This is a genomic window from Mycobacterium sp. 1165178.9 (assembly GCF_001673555.1).
Taxonomy (GTDB): Bacteria; Actinomycetota; Actinomycetes; order Mycobacteriales; family Mycobacteriaceae; genus Mycobacterium.
The window spans coordinates 1-21,254 of the sequence record NZ_LZMB01000382.1; the positions used below are offsets into that span (position 1 = coordinate 1).

Genomic DNA, 21,254 nt, shown 5'->3' on the forward strand with positions numbered 1-21,254 from the left:
CTCACAACCGCTCGATGATCGTCGCGTTGGCCATGCCGCCGCCCTCGCACATCGTCTGCAAGGCGTACCGGCCGCCGCGCTGGTCGAGCGCGTTGACCATTGTCGTCATGATGCGAGCGCCGCTGGCGCCCAACGGGTGACCGATCGCGATCGCGCCGCCGTTGACGTTGGTCTTGGCCAGGTCGGCACCGGTGTCGTGTGCCCAGGCGAGCACGACGGGCGCGAACGCCTCGTTCACCTCGAACAGGTCGATGTCGGCGAGCGTCAGGCCCGCCTTCGACAACACCTTCTCGGTGGCCGGAATGACGCCGGTCAGCATGTACAGCGGGTCGGAGCCCACCACCGTGGCGGTGTGGATCCGGGCCAGCGGGCGCAGGCCCAGTTTCTTGGCGACCTCACTGCTGGTGATCAGTACCGCTGCGCTGCCGTCGGACAGCGGCGACGAATTGCCGGGCGTGATCTCCCAGTTGATCTGCGGGAAACGGGCTTTGGCCGCGTCGCTGTAGAACGCCGGCTGCAACCCGGCCAGCGTGTCGACCGTGGTGCCGGGGCGGATGATCTCATCGGTGGCCAGCCCGGCGATCGGAATGAGCTCGTTGTCGAATAGGCCTTCCTTGGTGGCGCGGGCGGCCTTCTCGTGGCTGCCGGCGGAGAACTCGTCGAGCTGGGCGCGCGAGAAGCCCCACTTCGCGGCGATCAGTTCGGCGCTGATTCCCTGCGGGACCAGGCCGTCGGGATACCGCCGGGTCATGTCCTCACCCATCGGGTTGCTGCCCGGCAATACCTGGGTGCCCATCGGGACACGGCTCATCGACTCCACCCCGGCGGCGATGACAACGTCGTAGGCGCCGGCGATCACACCCTGGGCCGCGAAGCTGATGGCCTGCTGGCTGCTGCCGCACTGCCGGTCGATCGAGACGCCCGGGACGGACTCCGGGAACCCCGCGCCCAGCAGGGCATTACGGGCGATGTTGGCAGCCTGGTCGCCGACCTGGGTGACGGCGCCGGCGATGACATCGTCGACTTGCGCCGGATCCACGCCGGTACGCGCCACCAGCTCGCGAAGGCTGTGTGCCAGCAGATCTGCGGGCAGCACGTCGTGCAGCGCGCCGCTGGCCTTGCCCTTGCCGATGGGGGTGCGGACGGCTCCGACGATGACGGCGTCGCGGTTCATGACTCCTCCTCGAGTCTTGTGGATCTAGGTATAGGTCGCTGTACCCAGATAAACACCTCGGTATGCTTAAAGCAACCCAGCTGTGGAGGTGATTTAGATGACACTGCTGCAAGGACCGCTCGCCGACCGTGACGCCTGGTCGGCGGTGGGCGAGTGTGCGATCGAGAAGACGATGGCGGTCGTCGGAACCAAATCCGCGATGCTGATCATGCGCGAGGCCTACTACGGCACCACCCGATTCGACGACTTCGCCCGCCGGGTGGGCATCACCAAGGCCGCCACCTCGGCGCGGCTGAGCGAACTGGTCGAGCTGGGGTTGCTACGGCGCCAGCCCTATCAGGAGCCCGGACAGCGCAGCCGCGACGAGTACGTGCTCACCGACGCCGGCATCGAATTCATGCCGGTGGTGTGGGCGATGTTCGAGTGGGGGAGGCGTCATCTGCCCGGCCGCAACCGGCTGCGGCTGGTCCACTTGGGCTGCGGAGCCGAGACGAGCGTCGAAATACGTTGCGCAGAAGGGCATCTGGTGCCGCCAGACGAGCTTGGCATGCGGCTGGCTAGGAAGTCTGGTTGAGCGCGGCCAGCAGACGGCGCGCCGCGGCGACGCGGCGCACGGCGGGTCCGGTCAGTGTGTCCAGGGCGCACTCCGGGTCGGCCGGCGGCCCCATGTGCCCGCAGCCGCGCGGGCAATCCGCAAGGGCCTCGGCCAAATCGGAAAACGCCATCATGACGTCGTCGGGCCGGATGTGTGCGAGCCCGAAGGATCGGATGCCCGGCGTGTCGATCACCCAGCCCGTGGTGCCCAGCGGTTCGGTCAACGGCAGCGCCACCGACTGCGTCGACGTGTGCCGTCCCCTGCCGATGTCGGTCACGTCGCCGACGGCACGGTCCGCGTCGGGCACCAGGCGGTTCACCAACGTGGACTTGCCGACGCCGGAATGCCCGAGCAGCACGGTGATCTTGCCCGCGAGCAGGTCCGCCACGGCGAGCAGGGGATCGTCGCGGCCGGCGGCGACCACCGTCAGGTCCAGGTCGACGAACTGCTCCGCGAATGGCTCGGGCGGGGCGAGGTCGGTCTTGGTCAGGCACAGGATCGGTGTCAGGCCGCCGGCGTAAGCGGCGATCAGCGTCCGGTCCACCAGGCCGGTACGGGGTGGCGGGTCGGCCAGCGCCACCACGATCAGCAGCTGATCCGCGTTGGCCACCACCACCCGTTCGGTCGGATCGGTGTCATCGGCGGTGCGCCGCAACACCGTTCGCCGCTCCCCGCGGCGCACGATGCGGGCCAACGTGTCCGGTCGGCCGGACAGATCGCCGACCACGTCGACGTCGTCGCCCACCACGATCGGGGTGCGGCCCAGTTCGCGGGCGCGCATGGCGGTGACGCGGCGATCGACGTCTCCGCCCAGTACACACCCCCACCGGCCGCGATCGACGCTGACCACCATCGCGGCCTCGGCATCGGCGTGCTCGGGGCGAGTCTTGGTCCGCGGTCGCGAACCCCGGCCGGAGCGGATCTTGACGTCCGACTCGTCGTAGTCGCCGGGCCTCACATGCCGTGCTCCAGCATCCGAGCCCACAGCTGCGGAAAGTCCGGCAACGTCTTGCTGGTGGCGCCGATGTCGCTCACCTCGACCCCGTCTACCCGCAGCCCTACGATCGCGCCCGCCATTGCCATCCGATGGTCGGCATACGCGTGCCACATCGCGGCACGCAGCGGCGTCGCTGTGATCACCAGGCCGTCGGACGTTTGCTCGCAATCGCCGGCCAGTCGGTTGATCTCGGCGCTCAGCGCGGCAAGCCGATCGGTCTCGTGCCCCCGCAGGTGAGCGATGCCGGTGAGCCGGGACACCGAACCGGGCGTCGCCAGCGCCGCCAGCGCGGCCACCGACGGTGTCAGCTCGCCGACCGCGCGCAGGTCGACGTCGAAACCGCCGTACTCCCCGGAGCCGCGCACCTCCAGATACGAATCGGTCTGCGTGACAACGGTATTCAGCTTGCCCAATACGGACAGGATGTCATCGGCGGGCTGCACGCTGTCGGCCGGCCAGCCGGTGATGCGCACGGCCCCGCCGCTGACCACTGCCGCCGCAAGGAACGGAACGGCGTTCGTCAGATCCGGCTCGATCTGCCAGTGCCGCGCCGCCACCGGCCCCGGGCGAACCGTCCAGCTGTTGGGAACGGAGTCGTCGACGTCGACGCCGGCCTGCCGCAACATCACCACGGTCATGGCGATATGCGGGGCCGACGGCAGTGCCGCACCGGTGTGTCGCACGGTCAGGCCCTCGGTGAACGAGGGTGCACACAACAGCAACCCCGAGACGAACTGCGAGGAGGCCGAGGCGTCGATTTCCACGGTGCCGCCGGTGATCGAACCGGCGCCCAGCACCCGGAACGGCAGGCCGGAGCCGTCGATCCGGACCCCGAGCCCGCGCAGCGCGTCCAGCAGCGGCGCGATGGGCCGCGCCCTGGCCTGCTCATCGCCGTCGAACTCCACCGCCGACTCGGCCAGCGCCGCCAGCGGCGGCACGAACCGCAGCACCGTGCCGGCCAGGCCGCAATCGACTTGCGCCGGTGTCCGCGGCGCGACGCGACCGCTGACCGTCAGTTCCGTCTCGTCTCCGTCGACACGTAAGCCCAGAGTGCGCAGCGCCCCGATCATCAGGTCGGTGTCCCGGCTGCGCAGCGCCCCGCTGATGGTCGGGGACCCCGAGCCCAGGGTGGCCGCCAGGCCCGCGAGCACCAAGGCCCGGTTCGTCTGCGACTTCGAACCCGGAACGGTCACGGTCGCCTGCACGGGCTGCGATGCCAGGGGAGCCGTCCACGTACTCATCGGTCCATCATTGCCTGTCGCCGGTTTCTGCCACCATGGAACGTATGTGTGGACGGTTCGCGGTAACAACCGATCCGGCCCTGCTGGCGGAGAAGATCAAGGCGATTGACGAGGCCACCGGTGCCGAGGCATCCGCGCCCAACTACAACGTGGCCCCGACCTCGACGATCGCAACCGTCGTCAGCCGGCATTCCGAGCCCGACGACCAGCCGACGCGGCGGGTGAGGCTGATGCGCTGGGGGTTGGTGCCGCCGTGGGCCAAGGCCGGTGCCGACGGCACGCCCGATACCAAGGGCCCCATGCTGATCAACGCCCGCGCGGACAAGGTGACCACGTCGCCCGCCTTCCGGACCAGCGCCAAGTCCAAGCGCTGCCTGATCCCGATGGATGGCTACTACGAATGGCGGGTCAACTCGAACGATGCCGCCGGCAAGAAGACCCGCAAGACGCCGTTCTTCATGTACTCCGAAGACGGGGAGCCGCTGTTCATGGCGGGCCTGTGGTCGGTGTGGAAACCGGCCAAGGACGCTTCGCCGTTGCTGAGCTGCACCATCATCACCACCGATGCGCCGGGAGAACTGGCGCAGATCCACGATCGGATGCCACTGGTGGTTCCCGAGCGCGACTGGGACCGGTGGCTGGACCCAGACGCCGCGATCGATGAGGACCTACTGGCTCGCACACCCGATGTGCGCGCCATCCGGATGCGCGAGGTGTCGACGTTGGTCAACAACGTCCGCAACAACGGTCCGCAGTTGCTCGAGCCGGCCGAGCCGCAGCCCGAGCAGATGAAAATCCTTTAGCGCTGCTTCGGCCCGACGAACGATCGTGATCAGTGCGTTATTCGCCGGCCGTCATCGACTCGATTGAGCAACGGTTTTGTGGCGCATGCATACCTTTTTCTCGCTGACGTGGCGCGGGAGAACCCGTCGGGCTGACCATCGATCTCATGACGAGTGCATTGCCTTGCCCGGATCTTTGCCCCGAGTGCAGTTTTCCCGAACTCGTACCCGGTCTGTGCTACTTCTGCGCTCCCGTTGTTGAAACGTCAGTCATCGCTCTCACGACCGTTAGGCGGCCTCGGGAAGAGCGCACCGACGCCGAACGTAGCGTGTCCAACGGTGCGCTCGGCACCTTCGCTGCGGCGGGCTGACGGACTGACCACGAAACCGCCCCTGGCGTTGAGCGTGGCACACGGCGTGACCGTGGCCGACGCCGAATCGGTTGCCGGCAACAACTTCTAATTTCCTGTTAACTCCGCTGGGCCGCGAGTGCCACCGCGCTAGCGACGGCTTCCAGCAGGCGGCCGAGTTGCTCGGCATCCCCGACGTCGCGGTCGCCGGCGGCGAGCCGGGTGAAGACACCGGCGATGAACGTGGTGACGGCGGTGGTCTGCGCGGCCAGCAGTGCGGGGTCGCGGGTGTCCGGCTGCAGGTGGGCGATGGCGTCGCGGGCCATGCCGTTGATCCGTGCGACAAACACCTGCGACGTTTCGGCCAGGCCGGGGTCGCGGGCGGCACCCAGCAGCAGCTCGTGGCGCGCCCTGTTGAGCATCAGACCGGGTCCGTCGGCCTGGATCATGGTGAGCTGGGCCAGGTGTGCGAAGGGGGAGCGCGGATCGACCGGCTCGTCGATTAGCGACTGCAGGTTGGCCACATCGATCTCCGCGACGCGCCTGCCGACGCCGCGCAGCAGGGCGGCGCGGGTGCGGTAGTAGTACGAGGTGGTGCCCTCCGGGACGCCGGCGACGCGGTCGACCTGCCCGTGCGTCAGTCCGCGCGAGCCGTGCTCGGCCAGCACCCGGATCGCGGCATCGCACAGGTCGCGGCGGCGTCCATCGCCGTTGCGTTTCCGGGTTCTGCCGGTGGCCATCACTGTCCTCAGCGCAGCACCGTGCCGCCGTCGACGTTGACGACCTGACCGTTGATCCATTCGCCCTCGGCGGAGAGCAGAAAAGCGACCAGCGCCGCGACGTCGCGGGGATCGCCGACGCGGGGTCCGCGGATGCGCTTGAGCGCCGCGGCCTGAAGGTCCGGCCATTGCGGCACCGACCGGATCGTCTCCGTGGCGGTGAACCCGGGCGCGACCGCGTTGCAGCGGATGTTGTCCTTTCCCCACCGCGAGGCGACGTGCCGGGTGAGCGCTCCGATGCCGGCCTTAGCGGTGGCATAGGCCGGACGCGCGGGCTCACCCTGGAACGCCGCCGCCGAGGACATGTTGACGATCGCCCCTCCGCCGCGGCGCAACATGTGCGGGATGGCGTACTTCATCGCGGCCACATAGCCGCGCAGGTTCACCGTCATCACCCGGTCCCAGACGTCGAAGTCGATGTCGACCACGTCGGTGTCGGAGCGGATGGTGCTCATGTCTGCGCCCACGTTGAACAGCAGGTCCACTCCACCGTAAGTGGTTGCGGCACAGTCGATCAGGCCGGCAACCGATGCGGGATCGGCCAGGTCGAAGCCCACGTGGGCGGCCGCGCCCCCGGCCGCCACGATCCGCGCGGCGGTCTGCCGCGCGGTGTCGACGGCGACGTCACCGATGACCACCCGGCAGCCCTCCTCGCCAAGTCGGACGGCCGTCGCGGCGCCGAGGCCGGTTGCGCCGCCGGCGACGATCACCACCTTGTCGGCCAGACCGCGCAGTCCCATGAGCGCCCCTTCCCGCATCGAAGACATTGACTTTACCTCTAGAACTGTAGAGGATCGCCAGTCATGGCAGGGATTCATGAAGAAGTCACCGCCATGGGCGACGGAATGCAGGCCGTGCACGATCCGACCGCCGAACTGATGAATTCCGGCGCCGACATCCACACCACCAGGCGCGAAGTCGAGGCGCCCGAACACCTCGACATTGGCGAGGGCTACGGCAAGACACCTCCTGGAATGTGCGGGCCATTTGGGGAAGGCCTGGCTCACCAAGTCGATCAACGAATTGAGGACGACCGAATGAACACCGTCAACTTCGACTTCACCGGCGCCCACGTGCTAGTGACCGGCGGCACCAGCGGCATCGGCAACGCCATCGCCGCCGCCTTCGCCGCCGCCGGGGCCGCCGTCACGGTGACCGGCACCCGCGGCTCGGCCGCGGACTATCCCGAAACGGAGCTGGACGCGTTCACCTACCACCAGTGCCAGATCCAGGATGCCGAGTCCGTTGACGCCCTGGCCGATTCGTTGGGCGATCTGGACATCCTGGTCAACAACGCGGGTGGCCCCTATCCCGCCGGCGACGAATACGACCCGGACGGCTACGTCGCGTCGGTGACGCAGAACATGCTCGGCCCGATGCGCCTGACCATGCACTGTCATGAGCGGCTGAAGTCGAGCCGGGCGCCGGGCGGCGCGAGTGTCGTCAGCGTGGTCTCCATGTCCGCGTTTCGCTCCGCGGTCTTCGTCCCGGGTTACGCCTCGTCGAAGATGGGTCTGGTCGCGCTGACCATGAACCTGTCCCGCCGGTGGGCCAACGACGGGATCCGGGTCAATGCCATCGCGCCGGGGCTCATCGAAACCCGAATGACCCATCCGGCCATGGGAATTCCCGAAGTGATGGATGCGGAGATCGGCTTCCACACCCCATTGGGCAGACCCGGCACACCCCAGGACTGCGCCGGCGCGGTGCTGTTCTTGTGTACCGACGCCGCCTCGTACATCACCGGCAGCACCATCGCCGTCGACGGCGGATACCTGACGGTCTGATCCAAGGGGTTAGGGACCCGAATACCCCGGCGGATTCACGCCGTCCACCCAGAAGTCGACACCCAGCTTCGAGCCGGGAATGCAGTCGTAGGTCGACAGGTCGGTGACACCGGATTCCACCAGCACGTCCTCGCACAGCAGCATGTTGCCGGTGAACTCCTTGGACGGCTTGTTGAGGATGACGTACGCCGCGTCGGAGTAGATCTCGGGCTTGCGGGCGCGTCCCATCGCCTCGTCGCCGCCGAGCAGGTTCTGCACTGCGGCCGTGGCCACCAGCGTGCGCGGCCACAACGTGTTGGACGCGATGCCCTCCTCGCGCATTTCCTGCGCGATGCCCAACGCGCACAACGTCATACCGAACTTGGCCATCATGTACGCCGTCGGCTTCAGCCACTCCTGACCCAGCAGCACCGGCGGGGACAGCGTCAGGATGTGCGGGTTCTCCCGGCCCTTCATGTGGGGCAGGCACGCTTGGGACACCGCGTACGTGCCGCGCACCTGGATGCCGTTCATCAGGTCGAACCGCTTCATCGGCACCTCGGAGATGGAACCCAGGTTGATCGCCGACGCGTTGTTGACGCAGATGTCGATGCCGCCGAACTGCTCGACGGTCTTGGCCACGGCCGCCTCTACCGATTCCGGGTCGCGGACGTCCCCGACGATCGGGAGGGCCTGCCCACCGGCTTCCTCGAGCTCCTTGGCCGCTGTGAACACCGTCCCGGGCAACTTCGGGTGCGGTTCGGCGGTCTTGGCGATCAGCGCGATGTTGGCGCCGTCTTGTGCGGCGCGCTTGGCGATCGCCAGGCCGATGCCGCGGCTGGCGCCGGAGATGAACATGGTCTTGCCTCGCAGAGACTTGGCGTGGGACATGGCGTCACACTAACGCCACGCCCGAATCGCCCGGATCGGGGTCCGAACCCGGCGGCCAGGGCAGGCACCCGGCCACAGCGCGTTGCGGAAATAGCGAGGTCGCGCGCGGCGTTGATCCAGTCGGTCTCACATGCGGTGGAGCGGACCCGGACGGACGGCGTCGGGGTCAGCCTTTAGATTGGAGGAGCAGCGTGGTGTCAACGGCGACGAGCCTGTTAGGCGAGGAGCGGTTGGCTGGCTTCCTTGCGAGTCCGGTGGCGCTTTTGGTGCTCTCCGGCAACACCGCCGCAGAAGGGACCGGGTTGATCGACATGGCCGACTCCGAAGATGGCCGCGATGGTGCGATCGGGCCCGAGGTTTCCGAGCCCGCAGCGCACGAGACGGACGCAGAACTAACGGCGCGGTTCGAGCGCGACGCGATTCCCCTGCTGGACCAGCTCTACGGCGGCGCGCTGCGCATGACGCGCAATCCCGCCGACGCCGAAGATCTGCTGCAAGAGACCATGGTCAAGGCCTACGCGGGGTTCCGCTCGTTTCGGGCCGGCACCAATCTCAAGGCGTGGCTGTACCGGATCCTGACCAACACCTACATCAACAGCTATCGCAAGAAGCAGCGCCAACCCGCCGAGTATCCGACCGAGGAGATCACCGACTGGCAGCTGGCCTCCAACGCCGAGCATTCGTCGACCGGGCTGCGTTCGGCAGAGGTGGAGGCCCTCGAGGCGCTGCCTGACTCGGAGATCAAGGACGCGCTGGCGGCTTTGCCGGAGGAATTCCGGATGGCGGTCTATTACGCCGACGTCGAAGGCTTTCCGTACAAGGAAATCGCCGAGATCATGGATACGCCGATTGGAACGGTAATGTCACGGCTGCACCGCGGCCGCCGACAGCTACGTGGCCTGTTGGCCGACGTTGCCAAGGAGCGCGGTTTCAACCGCGGTCAGCAGACGCACGAGGAGGTGTCGTCATGAGCGAGTTCTCCGGCCAGGGCGGTGCCTCGCCCGAAGCCTGCCCCAACGACGAATCACACGGCAGCGTCGGCTGCGCGGAGGTCATCCGCCAAGTCTGGCTACTGCTCGACGGTGAATGCGGTCCGGACACCCGCGAGCAGCTGCGCCAGCACCTCGAGGCGTGCCCCGGCTGCTTCAAGCACTACGGGCTCGAAGAGCGGATCAAGGCATTGATCGCCACCAAATGCAAGGGCGAGAAGGCCCCCGAGGGGTTGCGCGAGCGGCTACGGCTCGAGATCCGGCGCACCACGATCATCCGGGGTACGCAGTAGCGTCCGTCAGGAGTTGGGACGCTTGCCGTGGTTGGCCTTGCTGTGCTTGCGGTCGCGCTTCTTACGGCCTCGTTTGGCCATGGTGAAAACCTCCGTGATTGCTGTCAAACTAGGCGCCCGGCGCCCGTTGGCTTGACGGCCATTCTCTCACGAGACGTCCTATGCAGTGTCTTCGCCCTCGTGGGGCGACTCCGGGCCCCGTGCGCCGCAACTCCGACCGGCCCTGTGGTTCGATGTATCCGAGCCTGATGGGCCTGATTGAACCGTGATGACCAGCAGCCAGCCTGCGCGAAGGCCGAGACGAGTGGGGTGAAGATGGCGGAGGATGTGCGCGCCGAGATCGTGGCCAGCGTGCTCGAAGTCGTTGTGAACGAGGGTGACCAGATCGGCAAAGGCGACATCGTGGTGCTGCTGGAGTCGATGAAGATGGAGATCCCCGTCCTGGCCGAAGTCGGCGGCACCGTCAGCAAGGTCAGCGTGTCGGTGGGCGACGTGATTCAGGCGGGCGACCTCATCGCGGTGATCAGCTAGCCGTCGGGCCGCCTCGACCAGCCGCCGGGAACGACCCGGGGAGTAAGCGATGTCAACTCTCGGTGATCTGCTCGCCGAACACACCATGCTGCCGGGCAACGCGGTGGACCACCTGCACGCGGTGGTCGGGGAGTGGCAGCTGCTGGCGGACTTGTCCTTCGCCGACTACCTGATGTGGGTCCGGCGCGACGACGGCGTGCTGGTCTGTGTGGCGCAGTGCCGACCGAACACGGCACCCACGGCGCTGCAGACCGACGCGGTGGGAACCGCCGTCGGATCCGACCGGTTGGCTCTGGTGGCCGAGACGTTCGCGTCGGGCACTGCCGGACGCAGCGACGTTGCGGGACAAGAAGATTCGTGGTTACCAGGCACCCACATAGCGGCGTCTCCGGTGCGCTACGGCGGCAAGGTGGTGGCCGTGCTCACCCACCATCAGACCGCGCTGGCCGCCGACCGCACGTCCGGTCAGCTGGAGATCGCCTACCGGGAGTGCGCCACCGATCTGGTCCAGATGCTCGCGGAGGGGACCTTCCCGGACGTGGGGGACGTGGTGATGTCGCGGTCGACGCCTAGGGCGGGCGATGGCTTCATCCGCCTCGATGTGCACGGCGTCGTCGCCTACGCCAGTCCCAACGCGCTGTCGGCCTACCACCGGATGGGCCTGACCACCGAGCTGGAGGGGCGCAACCTCATCGAGGTCACGCGCCCGCTGATCTCCGACCCTTTCGAGGCCCAGGAGGTGGCCGAGCACGTGCGGGATCTGGTGGCCGGCGGGCGCAGCAGCGCATGGAGGTCGACGCCGGGGGCGCCACCGTGCTGCTGCGCACGCTGCCGTTGATGGTCGACGGCGCCAGCGCCGGTGCGGCGGTGCTGATCCGCGACGTCACGGAGGTCAAGCGTCGCGACCGGGCCCTGATTTCTAAGGACGCCACCATCCGGGAGATCCACCACCGGGTGAAGAACAACCTGCAAACCGTGGCGGCGCTGTTGCGCCTGCAGGCCCGCCGGACCGTCAACGCGGAGGGGCGCGAGGCCCTGATCGAGTCGGTGCGGCGGGTGTCGTCGATCGCCTTGGTGCACGACGCGCTGTCGATGTCGGTGGACGAGCAGGTCAACCTCGACGAGGTGATCGACCGGATCCTGCCGATCATGAACGACGTGGCGTCGGTGGACCGGCCGATCCGGATCAATCGGGTCGGCGACCTCGGTGTGCTGGACTCCGACCGGGCCACCGCGCTGATCATGGTGATCACCGAGCTGGTGCAGAACGCGATCGAACACGCCTTTGACCCGGCGGCCGAAGAAGGCTCGGTGACGATTCGCGCCGAGCGATCCGCCCGCTGGCTCGACGTCGTGGTGCACGACGACGGTCGCGGGCTGCCGGAAGGATTCAGCCTGGAGACCTCCGACAGCCTCGGTCTGCAGATCGTGCGGACGCTGGTGTCGGCCGAGCTCGACGGGACGCTGGGCATGCGTGAGGCGCCCGCCCGCGGCACCGACGTGGTACTACGGGTGCCGATCGGCCGGCGAACCCGTTTGCTGCTCTAGGCGCGCGCGTCGCACCGCACTCACACGCAAAGGTGCGGCCCCGACTTTCGTCGAGGCCGCACAAATTGCGTTATGTGGGTTATACCCCGCTGCGGGCCTTCGTCCGGGCGTTGCGACGCTTCAGTGCACGCCGCTCGTCTTCGCTCATACCGCCCCAGACGCCCGAGTCCTGGCCAGTGTTCAGGGCCCAACCGAGGCACTCTGTGGTCACCGGACACCGATTACAGACCAGTTTCGCGTCAGCGATCTGCGCGAGCGCCGGGCCGCTGTTCCCTACCGGGAAGAACAGCTCCGGGTCTTCGTCACGACAGACCGCCTTGTGGCGCCAATCCATACGTCTTTACTCCTCACTGAGTGCGCAGCAAGGCGCACGGCCATTTTCTTCGGCTGTTTAACGCGTGCAGAGAAAAGGAGTCCGGACTCCTACGTAGTTTCTGCATGCAACCTTTCGATCGTTTCACAGGCTCAACAGATGTCAATAGCGTGAGTTCGCTCGTGGGCTATCTCACTTTGATCAAGTCGTAGCCAAGCCCTCACTCCGTTGTACTAGACTCCACGGGCTGCTTCACGGAAATTTTCTCCTCGCGGACCGCCTGAGGGCGGCATTAACGCAGCTCAGCGCCACTTCTGTTGGGGCGGCGCAACCACCGCCAGCGCGTCCGGGACCGCCTTGAACGTCATGGTTTCGCGCACGCCGAGGTAATCCCCGTCGAACTGGCAGGCCACTGCGCCTGCGGTCGAGGTAACTCGCACGCATTGCAGGTCGTCCTCGTTGATGAGGTGCTTGAAGTCGAAACGGGGACGTTTGGCAAACATCTGGCGCACGATCCGCAGGGTGGGGATCGTCTTCATGGTGGTGGGCGCGAACACACCCAGGCCCGACTCGAAGCTGCAGCCGGGATTGGTCCACACCGGCCGTTCGTTGGCGAAAGTCCACGGGCTGGAGTTCGACACGAACGCGAAGCTGACGCCGGTAATGGGTTCGCGGCCGGGAAGTTCGAGGGTCAGCATCGGTTCGCGGCGGGTGTAGGCCCACACGGCGGGCACAGCCGCGCGGATGTAGCGCCACGCCGAAACCTTGCCGCCCTTGTCCCGTTCGGCCTCGACCGCGGCCACCACCTCGGCATCGACTCCCATGCCGGTGTTGAACACCGCCCAGCGCTCGCCGCAGTCGATCAGCCCGATCCGCCGCCAGGTTCTGCGCCGCTGGTAATCGTCGAGCAACTGGATGAGCTGGTTGGTGGCCGCGACCGGATCCGCGGAGATGCCCAGAGACCGCGCCAACACGTTCGCCGATCCGCCGGGCACCACGGCAACCGCGGGTATCGGTCCGCTCGGAAGCGGCCCCGGCCGGCCGAGCAGGCCGTTGACCACCCCGCTCACCGTGCCGTCGCCGCCGTGCACCACCACCAGATCGGTACCGTCGGCGACGGCCTTCTGCGCGAGCTCGGTGCCATGACCACGGTGATTCGTGTGTTCGACGGTGAGCTGCAGGCGGCTCTTGAGCGCGTGGGCCAGCAGGTCGCGACCGGCCGGGGTGGTGGAAGTGGCTGTGGGGTTGACGATCAGCACGGCCCGCATGAGCCACGAGCTTAGGCGGGCCGGTTAAGGCGCCGGTGTGGGGGAACCGGCGGGGAGCGGGCGACCGCCCTGACTACGCTGACGCTGTGACGCCGCCAGCCGCCCCGACCCCCGTTCGCCGCGCCGGCCTAATCGTTGTGCTGCAGGGGATTGCGGCGTTGATCGTGGCGGTGGTGTTGGTGGTGCGGGGCATCGCGGGAGCCGATCAACAGGTGGTCAACGGCCTGGCGACGGCGGCCTGGTTCGTCTTGGTCGGCGCCGGGGTGATCGCCGCGGGGCGCGCCCTGATTCTCGGTAAGCGCTGGGGTCGCGGGCTGGCCGTCATCACCCAGCTGCTGTTACTCCCGGTTGCGTGGTACCTCGCGGTCGGATCACATCAGCCGGGCTTCGGGATTCCGGCGGGCGCGGTGGCGCTGATCGTGCTGGGATTGCTGTTCAGTCCCGACGCGGTGCGATGGGCCGCGGGCGATCAGGGCGATTCCGCCAAGCCGGCCAACGACGCCCCGGACAGCCGATAGGTCGTCCATTCGTTCTGCGGCTCCCCGCCGATGCCGTCGTAGAGCGTGATGGCATCGGCGTTCCAGTTCAGCACCGCCCAGGACAACCGCGTGTAGCCCCGCTGCAGGCATTCGGAGGCCAGCGCGGCCAGCAGTGCGCGGGCCAGCCCGCGCCGACGAAACTTCGGCCGCACGAACAGGTCTTCCAGATAGATGCCCGCCACGCCGTCCCAGGTGGAGTAGTTCAGGAACCACAGCGCCATCGCCGCGACCTCACCGTCCGCCTCGGCCACGTGGCCATACACGGTCGGCGGGTCCTCGAAAAGTGCTGCGGAGATTTGTTTTTCGGTCACCGTGCACTGATCGGCGGCGTGCTCGAAGTCGGCCAGCGCGTGGATCATGTCGGTGATCGCGGCGGCATCTTGCGGCGCGGCGCGCCGGATGTGGTGGCTCATTGCTCAACTCCCAGAGCGTTGAGGATCGTGCCGAATTTCGTTGTCGTTTCGGCGACTTCGTCGTCGGGGTCGGACTCGGCGACGATACCGCCGCCGGCCCGCGCCAGCGCGCCGCGCCGGTCCGCCGAGAGCTGCGCGCAACGCAGCGACACCACCCAGCGGCCGTCGCCGCGGGCGTCGCACCAGCCCACCGCGCCGGCGTAGAACCCGCGGTCGCCTTCCAGCTCGGCGATAAGGCCCATCGCGGCCTTGGTCGGCACCCCCCCGACAGCCGGAGTCGGGTGCAGGGCCAACGCCAAATCGATTGCGGTGTTTGATGCATCGCGCAAGCGGCCGGTGATCGGCGTGCACAGGTGCCAGACGGTGGCGGTGCTGCTCAGCTGCGGTTCGGCGGAGATGGACAGGTCGTCGCACAGCGGCTCCAGGGCGGCCCTGATGGTCTCGATGACCAGCTGGTGCTCGTGACGGTTCTTGGCCGAGGCGGCCAGCGCTGCGCCGTTCGCGGTGTCGGCCTCGGGGTCGGCGGCTCGCGGGGCCGAGCCGGCGAATGGCCGGCATTCGACGCGGTCGCCGCTGCGCGCCACCAGCAGCTCGGGGCTGGCGCCCACCAGGGCGGCGCCCGCGTACTCGTCGCCGGCGGCGGTCAGGTCGGCCAGGTAGCCGTAGGCCGCCGGGTCCGCGGCAATGAGCCGGCGCAGGATCACCCGCGCGTCCAGCGGGGCGTCGGCAACCAGCCGCAGGGCGCGGGCCAGCACCACCTTGTCCAACGGGTTGTCGGCCGCGGCGAGCTGCTCGCACGCCCGACGGATCCGGTCCCGGTATTCGACCGGCGGCGGCACGGCCTCAGCCACCCGCACCGGCGGCAGGCCGTCGCGCGGCCAGTCCGGGGGAACGTCCGTGGCATACACTTGCTCGGGCGTCAACAACGCTGCCGGCCTGGCGATGTCGAAAGGCAACGCCCCCAACACAATTCGCGCTTTCCCCGAGCGCAGTGCGGCCTGCGCCGCAGCCACGTCGTCGTAACGGCACCGCACGCCGTCGGCAATCAGGGTCCCGGTCGGCCCGCACAGCGCGAACGGCGGTTCGCTGCTCACTGACCGGTCAATCCGAGCGCCCGCAGTTGTTGAACCCCGTGCTCGAACCCGCACACCGCGATCGACGCGGTGATCATGCCGAAGCGGCTGCCCTCGACCAGCGGCAGCTCGACCCAGCGCGTGATCACCGCCCGGGAGAAGTGGCCGTGGCTGACGAAGACCACGTCGCGCGACTCCATGTGCTCCAGCGCCGTCGCGACGGCCGCGTCGGCGCGCTCGCTGACTTCCTCGACGGTCTCACCGTCGGGGCAGCCGTGCGTCCACACCAACCAATCGGGCACGGTCTCCTGGATCTGCTCGGTGGTCAGGCCCTCGTAGGAGCCGTAGTCCCACTCCGCCAGCAGCTCGGACACCTCATCGACGGACAGCCCGGCCAACTGCGCGGTGGTCAGGGAACGCTGCCGCGGGCTGCTGATCACCAGCGGATCAACGAGTTTGAGTTCTCCGAGCACGCCGCCGGCCAGCTTGGCCTGTCTTCGGCCGGCCTCGGTCAGCTCGACCTCGGTACGGCCGGTGTGCTGGCCCGACTTCGACCACTCGGTCTCGCCGTGGCGCAGCAGCACCAGGCGGTGGTTGTGCAAGCCCATGTCGGTTGATTCTGCCGGACGACTCGCGGTGGTTGCTCAGGCCGCAGCGCACGGCGGGCGAACGTGTCAGGATGGGCGTTGTTGAGCGCATGGCGATTACGCAGAGGGGAGTGCCGCGCCTATGGCTGCTGAAACCCGGGTATTGGCGGTGGCCAACCAGAAGGGTGGTGTCGCCAAGACGACCACGGTCGCGTCGCTGGGTGCGGCGATGGTCGACGAGAAGAAACGGGTGCTGCTGGTCGACCTCGATCCGCAGGGCTGCCTGACCTTCTCGCTGGGCCAAGACCCGGACAAGCTACCGGTCTCCGTGCACGAGGTGCTGCTCGGCGACGTCGAGCCCAACGCCGCGCTGGTCGAGACGGCGGAGGGCATGACGCTGCTGCCGTCCAACATCGACCTGGCCGGCGCCGAAGCGATGCTGCTGATGCGGGCCGGCCGCGAATACGCGCTCAAGCGCGCGTTGGCCAAACTCGGCGACCGATTCGACGTGGTGATCATCGACTGCCCGCCGTCGCTGGGCGTGCTCACCCTCAACGGGCTGACGGCCGCCGACGAGGTGATCGTGCCGCTGCAGTGCGAGACCCTCGCGCACCGCGGGGTCGGCCAGTTCCTGCGCACCGTCGCCGACGTCCAGCAGATCACCAACCCCGAGCTGCGACTGCTCGGCGCCCTGCCGACGCTTTACGACTCGCGCACGACCCACACCCGCGACGTCCTGGCCGACGTCGCCGACCGGTACAACCTGCCGGTGCTGGCCCCGCCGATTCCGCGCACCGTGCGGTTTGCCGAGGCCAGCGCCTCGGGCTCGTCGGTGATGGCCGGGCGCAAGAACAAGGGCGCGCTGGCCTACGGCGATCTGGCGGCGGCGTTGCTCAAGCATTGGAAGAGCGGCAAGCCGTTGCCGACGTTCGCCGTTGAGGTCTAGCCCAGCGCGACCAGGGTGTTACCGCGCTGCTCGAGCACCCGGGACCCGATCACGGCCGGGAAAACCGGTTTCCCGTCCGGCGGGACGCTCGTCGACCGGTCCACCGGGATGTAGCGTTCGTTGGCGCCGCCGAGCGGGTCATAGACCCCGATCGCGTCGGTGAGAGGCACCAGCAGCCGGCCCGCCATCATCACCCCGGGCCCCAACGGCGTCTTGTCGCCCGCGGCGATGGTGTAGCGCAGCGCCAATGTGTTCGCGTCGAAGACCATCAGCGAATCCCCGGTCCACCAGGTGATCAGGCTGCCGGGGTGCGAGACCGCCGCCGAGCGCGACGGCGGCTTGGGCAGCGGGGTGCTGGACACGGTGGCGCCGGTTTGGTCGATCACGTCGACGCGGGGCTGCGGCGCGGGCAGATAGACCGCGGTGGTGTTCTCCGCGACGGTCAGCACCCGGGCACCCGAATCCGGCGCGATTCCTGGTTCGGCCACGATGTGTTGTTGGGGTTCGTCGTCGTCCTTGCCCGGACGCAGCAGCACCAACCGTAGGTCGGCCTGATTCGCGCAGCTCTCCAGCACCGACACCGCCTGCGAGCTGGCCGCGGCCGAGATCAGCTTGCATCCGGAGTGCAGCCCGCGAGTCGACGGTTTCACCCGGGCGTCGGTCTCGCCGTAGGCCAGCATCCGGACCATGTCCGAACGCCACAGCTCCAGCCGGGTGTCGCCCACCGACAACACCGTCATGCCGTCGGAGGAGAGCCGCACCCGCGGATCGGCGTAACCGCTGCGGGCGGGCCCCCGGTGACCGGTGGCGCCGTCCAGCGTGCTCACCTGGCCGCAGCCGCGGTCGTCGCGGTAGACGCCGACGGCGTAGCGGTACAGCCAGGTGACGCCGCACAGGTCGGCGTCGCGGGCGTAGCTCCAACGGGACTGGCCGGTGTCGGGATCGCGCCCGTCGATCTGGCGGCCCGCGGCGGTGACGACCTCCCCGCCGGCTACCACTGGGGCGGTGGTCGCCGGGCTGGCGGCGCTCCACAGCTGCTTCAGACCGGCGGGCACCTGACGGGCGGGGGTCGGGTTGGGTGCGGGAACGGCCGCGGGCCGGCTGATGGTGGCCCGTGCGTCGCTGCTCCACCAGATCAGCGCCGCGACCGCGGCGACGACGACCACGATGGCCGCGGCGGCGATGAGGTCGCCCTTGGTCCGGCGCTCGGGTCTGACCATGCGTCGGCGCGGACTTTTAGTTGCTCTGCGTGCTGGCCGCGGCCGCTGTGGCGGCTTGCCCTTCGGCGGGCTTGCGACGCCGACGACGACGGCGGGTGGAGCCGGCGTTGCCCGGGGGCGAGGCGGCCGGGGTTTCGGCGGTGGCCTCGCCGTTGGTGCCACCGGCCCCGTTGCTCGACGGGTGCGCGGTGACGGGCTGGCCGCCACGGGTGCGCCGGCGCCGGGCGCCGGAGCGCCGCGCGGGCTTTTCCGAGTTCTGTTCGGGCTTGTTGCCGTTCCGGTCGCCGCTGCGGCGCTGGCCTTGCGGCTTGCGGGCCGCGCCCACCGTGCCTTCCGCCTCGGCGGGAATGTCGAGCTCGGCGTAGAGGTGCGGAGAGTTGGAGTAGGTCTCGGCGGGCTCGGGGCAGTCCAGCCCCAGCGCCTTGTCGATCAGCGCCCAGCGGGCGAGCTCGTCCCAGTCCACCAAGGTGACCGCGACACCGGTCTTGCCCGCCCGGCCGGTGCGTCCGATGCGATGCACGTAGGCCTGTTCGTCCTCGGGAATCTGGTAGTTGAGGACGTGGGTGACGTCGTCGATGTCGATGCCCCGGGCCGCCACATCGGTGGCGACCAACACGTCGATCTCGCCGGTCCGGAAGGCCTTCAGCGCCTTCTCGCGGGCCACCTGACCCAGGTCGCCGTGCACCGCGCCCACCGCGAAACCGCGTTCGGCCAGCTCGTCGGCCACCTTCTGCGCGGTGCGCTTGGTGCGGGTGAAGATCATGGTCGCGCCGCGGCCCTGGGCCTGCAGGATGCGGCTCACCATCTCCACCTTGTCCAGGGCGTGCGCCCGGTAGACGTACTGCACGGTGGTGTCGTGGGTGGCTGCCGAATGCGGCGCTTCGGCCCGGATGTGGGTGGGCTGGTTCATGAAGGTGCGGGCCAGCGTGATGATGGGGTCCGGCATGGTCGCCGAGAACAGCATGGATTGCCGGTCGGTCGGGATCTGGCGCAAAATGCGCTCGATGTCCGGCAGGAAGCCCAGGTCGAGCATCTCGTCGGCCTCGTCGAGCACCAGCACCGACAGCCCGCCCAATTGCAGGTGGTTCTGCTGGCTCAGGTCGAGCAGCCGGCCCGGCGTGCCCACCACGACGTCGGCGCCGGCGCGCAGCGCCTCGATCTGCGGCTCGTAGGGGCGCCCGCCGTAGATGGGGACCACCGACAGCGGCCGGCCTTCCTCGGCGGTCAGGTGCTTGGCCGCCAGCGTCAGGTCATCGGTGACCTGCAGGCACAGCTCGCGGGTGGGCACGACGATCAGCGCCCGAGGTGTGCCGTTGAGCGGCCGCGCTGCGGTGCCGGCCGTGATGCGCTGCAGCAGCGGCACGCCGAAGGCGAACGTCTTGCCCATACCGGTGCGGGCCTGCCCGATCAGGTCGTCGCCTGCGAGCGCCATCGGCAGGGTCAGTTCTTGGATGGCAAAAGGGGTTTCGATCCCCTTTTCGGCGAGCGCGCGCACGATTTCGTCGCGGACGCCGAGTTGCGCAAAGGTCAGTTCAGTTGTACTGGTGAGTGCGGTCATGCGTGGGTAGTTAGCCTCTCGGTGACGTATCGGTTTGTGTCGGTGTTTCTCTGTCGCGGTCACGCGCGCACGAGTTCCGACTCCGATTTCGTCGCCGAGTCGCCGGCCCTGGCTCAGTCTGGGATGGCCCAGTTAGGGCGGGCCAGCTGTGCACGCACATTTCGCCGATAGCGGCTTGAAAAAACAAATACGGCATAAATACAGCCGCCATCTACCTACATGATAGCTGGTCGACGGCTGGCTCCCATTTTGCGCCACGTCATCCGACTACAGTGTTGCCATGACCCGGCCCTCCAGCCAGCCCGCTGCCGCCGACCAAATCGACGATTCGCCGACCCCGCGGCTGTCGGCCGATCACCCGGGTGTCAACGAGCTGTTCGCAGTCCTGGCCTACGGCGAGATCGCCGCGTTCTACCGGCTTACCGACGAGGCGCGGATGGCCCCTGACCTGCGCGGACGGATATCGATGGCGAGCATGGCCGCCGCGGAGATGCAACACTACGAGCAACTGCGCGACGCGCTGGAAAGCCGCGGCGTCGACGTGGTGTCGGCGATGTCCAAGTACGTCTCGGCGCTCGAGAACTACCACCGGCTGACGATGCCCAGCACGTGGCTCGAGGCCTTGGTGAAGACCTATGTGGGCGACGCCCTCGCGGCCGATCTGTACCTGGAGATCGCCCATGGTCTGCCCGACGAGGTTGCCGACGTGGTTCGCGCGACCCTCTCCGAAACCGGGCACTCGCAGTTCGTCGTCGCCGAAGTGCGCGCCGCCGTGACGTCCAGCGGCAAGCAACGCAGCCGGCTGGCGCTGTGGTCACGCCGGCTGTTCGGGGAAGCGATCACCCAGGCTCAGTACCTCCTGGCCGACCACGACGAGCTGGTCGACCTGGTGATGTCGGGCGCCGGCGGGCTGGGCCAGCTCAACGCTTTCTTCGACCGGATGCAGCAGACGCACGAGCGTCGCATGCACGAACTGGGCCTGAGCTGAGCCTCGCCGTGATCGCAAGCGCGGCGGATCACGGCTCTCGGCCTCAGCCTGCGCAGGTCGCCATGTTCGAGGTGTTGGACGCGATGATCCGCTGACCGGCGGCGTTGAAGACCGAGCAGTTGAGCCGACCGTAGAAGCTGGTCGCGACCACGGATTCGGTCTCCACGCCGGGGTTCAGCACCACCACCTTGGTCCACGGCAGCGACACGTTGAACTCGGTCTGCGGCACGCCCCGCGCGTCGGTGTAGACGATGTTGACCAGGTCCAGCAGCTGCTTGGTTCCATTCACGCTGTACACGATGGTGCGCGGGTTCAGCGCGGCCGTCGGTGGTGCCGCCCCCAGCGGCGCCACGACGGTGGGCGCGGCCACCGCCGGCGGCGCGATGGGCGCCGCACCAAGGAACTAAAAAAGG

24 protein-coding genes and 2 pseudogenes are annotated in these 21,254 nt (G+C 68.4%); 11 read left to right on the plus strand and 15 right to left on the minus strand.

What is annotated here, in order from left to right; all coding sequences use genetic code 11:
* Position 1 precedes the first annotated feature (1 nt).
* On the minus strand, positions 2-1,174 hold the full coding sequence (locus A5652_RS16500; RefSeq protein WP_067353465.1) for a thiolase family protein: 1,173 nt from the start codon (positions 1,172-1,174) through the stop codon (positions 2-4).
* Positions 1,175-1,271: 97 nt separating this feature from the next.
* Here A5652_RS16500 and A5652_RS16505 point away from each other — a divergent pair, with 97 nt between their 5' ends.
* Positions 1,272-1,748 (plus strand): helix-turn-helix domain-containing protein, encoded by a 477-nt coding sequence (locus A5652_RS16505; protein WP_067353468.1) that lies wholly within the window; start codon positions 1,272-1,274, stop codon positions 1,746-1,748.
* Here A5652_RS16505 and rsgA read toward each other — a convergent pair.
* Both rsgA and aroA read right to left on the minus strand, forming a co-directional pair.
* Positions 1,732-2,727: a ribosome small subunit-dependent GTPase A gene (gene rsgA / locus A5652_RS16510; protein ID WP_067353472.1), complete on the minus strand. Its 996-nt coding sequence runs from the start codon at positions 2,725-2,727 to the stop codon at positions 1,732-1,734. The genes A5652_RS16505 and rsgA overlap by 17 nt on opposite strands.
* Positions 2,724-4,007 carry a 3-phosphoshikimate 1-carboxyvinyltransferase gene (aroA, locus tag A5652_RS16515; protein ID WP_067353476.1) on the minus strand — a complete coding sequence of 428 codons (1,284 nt, stop codon included), beginning with the start codon at positions 4,005-4,007 and terminating at the stop codon, positions 2,724-2,726. The genes rsgA and aroA overlap by 4 nt, the downstream gene beginning before the upstream one ends.
* A 44-nt stretch (positions 4,008-4,051) precedes the next feature.
* Here aroA and A5652_RS16520 point away from each other — a divergent pair, with 44 nt between their 5' ends.
* Entirely contained in the window at positions 4,052-4,810 is a 759-nt protein-coding gene (locus tag A5652_RS16520) for an SOS response-associated peptidase (protein WP_067353479.1), read from the plus strand.
* 318 nt (positions 4,811-5,128) lie between these two features.
* Entirely contained in the window at positions 5,129-5,251 is a 123-nt protein-coding gene (locus A5652_RS28975; protein WP_255361846.1) for a hypothetical protein, read from the plus strand.
* A 7-nt stretch (positions 5,252-5,258) separates the two neighbouring features.
* Here the strand turns inward: A5652_RS28975 and A5652_RS16525 are convergent, their stop codons facing one another.
* Positions 5,259-5,879, minus strand: a complete 621-nt coding sequence (locus A5652_RS16525; RefSeq protein WP_369805809.1) for a TetR/AcrR family transcriptional regulator — start codon at positions 5,877-5,879, stop codon at positions 5,259-5,261.
* Positions 5,880-5,887: 8 nt separating this feature from the next.
* Positions 5,888-6,658 (minus strand): SDR family NAD(P)-dependent oxidoreductase, encoded by a 771-nt coding sequence (locus A5652_RS16530; RefSeq protein WP_067353485.1) that lies wholly within the window; start codon positions 6,656-6,658, stop codon positions 5,888-5,890.
* A gap of 297 nt (positions 6,659-6,955) precedes the next feature.
* On the opposite strand from A5652_RS16530, the gene A5652_RS16535 reads away from it, so the two are divergent.
* Positions 6,956-7,705 (plus strand): SDR family NAD(P)-dependent oxidoreductase, encoded by a 750-nt coding sequence (locus A5652_RS16535; protein WP_067353517.1) that lies wholly within the window; start codon positions 6,956-6,958, stop codon positions 7,703-7,705.
* Positions 7,706-7,714: 9 nt separating this feature from the next.
* Here A5652_RS16535 and A5652_RS16540 read toward each other — a convergent pair whose 3' ends face one another.
* Positions 7,715-8,575: an NAD(P)-dependent oxidoreductase gene (locus A5652_RS16540; RefSeq protein WP_067353488.1), complete on the minus strand. Its 861-nt coding sequence runs from the start codon at positions 8,573-8,575 to the stop codon at positions 7,715-7,717.
* Positions 8,576-8,886: 311 nt separating this feature from the next.
* On the opposite strand from A5652_RS16540, the gene A5652_RS16545 reads away from it, so the two are divergent.
* Positions 8,887-9,546, plus strand: coding sequence for a sigma-70 family RNA polymerase sigma factor (locus A5652_RS16545; RefSeq protein ID WP_067353519.1), 660 nt, complete (start codon positions 8,887-8,889; stop codon positions 9,544-9,546).
* Entirely contained in the window at positions 9,543-9,857 is a 315-nt protein-coding gene (gene rsrA, locus A5652_RS16550; RefSeq protein ID WP_067353490.1) for a mycothiol system anti-sigma-R factor, read from the plus strand. The genes A5652_RS16545 and rsrA overlap by 4 nt, the downstream gene beginning before the upstream one ends.
* A gap of 6 nt (positions 9,858-9,863) precedes the next feature.
* Here rsrA and A5652_RS29210 read toward each other — a convergent pair whose 3' ends face one another.
* A complete protein-coding gene (locus A5652_RS29210; protein ID WP_085976515.1) occupies positions 9,864-9,938 on the minus strand; it encodes a 50S ribosomal protein bL37 in 75 nt (24 codons plus the stop codon).
* 234 nt (positions 9,939-10,172) lie between these two features.
* Here A5652_RS29210 and A5652_RS16555 point away from each other — a divergent pair, with 234 nt between their 5' ends.
* Both A5652_RS16555 and A5652_RS16560 read left to right on the plus strand, forming a co-directional pair.
* Positions 10,173-10,388 (plus strand): biotin/lipoyl-binding carrier protein, encoded by a 216-nt coding sequence (locus A5652_RS16555; protein WP_007773063.1) that lies wholly within the window; start codon positions 10,173-10,175, stop codon positions 10,386-10,388.
* Positions 10,389-10,437: 49 nt separating this feature from the next.
* A pseudogene (locus tag A5652_RS16560) lies at positions 10,438-11,936 on the plus strand (sensor histidine kinase).
* Positions 11,937-12,015: 79 nt separating this feature from the next.
* Here the strand turns inward: A5652_RS16560 and whiB1 are convergent.
* Positions 12,016-12,270, minus strand: a complete 255-nt coding sequence (gene whiB1, locus A5652_RS16565; RefSeq protein WP_003874607.1) for a transcriptional regulator WhiB1 — start codon at positions 12,268-12,270, stop codon at positions 12,016-12,018.
* A gap of 281 nt (positions 12,271-12,551) precedes the next feature.
* Positions 12,552-13,517: a diacylglycerol kinase family protein gene (locus A5652_RS16570; protein WP_067353492.1), complete on the minus strand. Its 966-nt coding sequence runs from the start codon at positions 13,515-13,517 to the stop codon at positions 12,552-12,554.
* A gap of 86 nt (positions 13,518-13,603) precedes the next feature.
* Here A5652_RS16570 and A5652_RS16575 point away from each other — a divergent pair, with 86 nt between their 5' ends.
* Entirely contained in the window at positions 13,604-14,035 is a 432-nt protein-coding gene (locus tag A5652_RS16575) for a hypothetical protein (protein ID WP_067353495.1), read from the plus strand.
* On the opposite strand, the gene A5652_RS16580 is transcribed toward A5652_RS16575, so the two are convergent.
* From A5652_RS16580 to A5652_RS16590, 3 genes are read right to left on the minus strand one after another with little or no spacing between them, the layout of a single operon-like run.
* Positions 13,987-14,469 carry a GNAT family N-acetyltransferase gene (locus A5652_RS16580; protein ID WP_067353497.1) on the minus strand — a complete coding sequence of 161 codons (483 nt, stop codon included), beginning with the start codon at positions 14,467-14,469 and terminating at the stop codon, positions 13,987-13,989. The two genes, A5652_RS16575 and A5652_RS16580, sit on opposite strands and share 49 nt — an antisense overlap.
* On the minus strand, positions 14,466-15,563 hold the full coding sequence (locus A5652_RS16585; RefSeq protein ID WP_067353500.1) for an isochorismate synthase MenF: 1,098 nt from the start codon (positions 15,561-15,563) through the stop codon (positions 14,466-14,468). Before A5652_RS16585 ends, A5652_RS16580 begins: the two co-directional genes overlap by 4 nt.
* Positions 15,560-16,150 carry an acid phosphatase gene (locus A5652_RS16590; protein WP_067353503.1) on the minus strand — a complete coding sequence of 197 codons (591 nt, stop codon included), beginning with the start codon at positions 16,148-16,150 and terminating at the stop codon, positions 15,560-15,562. The genes A5652_RS16585 and A5652_RS16590 overlap by 4 nt, the downstream gene beginning before the upstream one ends.
* Positions 16,151-16,271: 121 nt before the next feature.
* Here A5652_RS16590 and A5652_RS16595 point away from each other — a divergent pair, with 121 nt between their 5' ends.
* Entirely contained in the window at positions 16,272-17,075 is an 804-nt protein-coding gene (locus tag A5652_RS16595; RefSeq protein ID WP_067353506.1) for a ParA family protein, read from the plus strand.
* Here the strand turns inward: A5652_RS16595 and A5652_RS16600 are convergent.
* Both A5652_RS16600 and A5652_RS16605 read right to left on the minus strand, forming a co-directional pair.
* The gene (locus A5652_RS16600; protein WP_067353509.1) at positions 17,072-18,295 is read right to left on the minus strand and encodes a hypothetical protein; all 1,224 of its coding nucleotides are present in this window, start codon (positions 18,293-18,295) and stop codon (positions 17,072-17,074) included. The two genes, A5652_RS16595 and A5652_RS16600, sit on opposite strands and share 4 nt — an antisense overlap.
* Positions 18,296-18,311: 16 nt before the next feature.
* A complete protein-coding gene (locus A5652_RS16605) occupies positions 18,312-19,853 on the minus strand; it encodes a DEAD/DEAH box helicase (protein ID WP_067353512.1) in 1,542 nt (513 codons plus the stop codon).
* A 280-nt stretch (positions 19,854-20,133) separates the two neighbouring features.
* Between A5652_RS16605 and A5652_RS16610 the strand changes: the two genes are divergently transcribed.
* The gene (locus tag A5652_RS16610; RefSeq protein ID WP_067353514.1) at positions 20,134-20,841 is read left to right on the plus strand and encodes a ferritin-like fold-containing protein; all 708 of its coding nucleotides are present in this window, start codon (positions 20,134-20,136) and stop codon (positions 20,839-20,841) included.
* Between the two features lie 43 nt (positions 20,842-20,884).
* On the opposite strand, the pseudogene A5652_RS16615 reads toward A5652_RS16610, so the two are convergent.
* A pseudogene (locus A5652_RS16615) lies at positions 20,885-21,235 on the minus strand (MmpS family transport accessory protein); the annotation flags it as partial.
* Positions 21,236-21,254 lie beyond the last annotated feature (19 nt).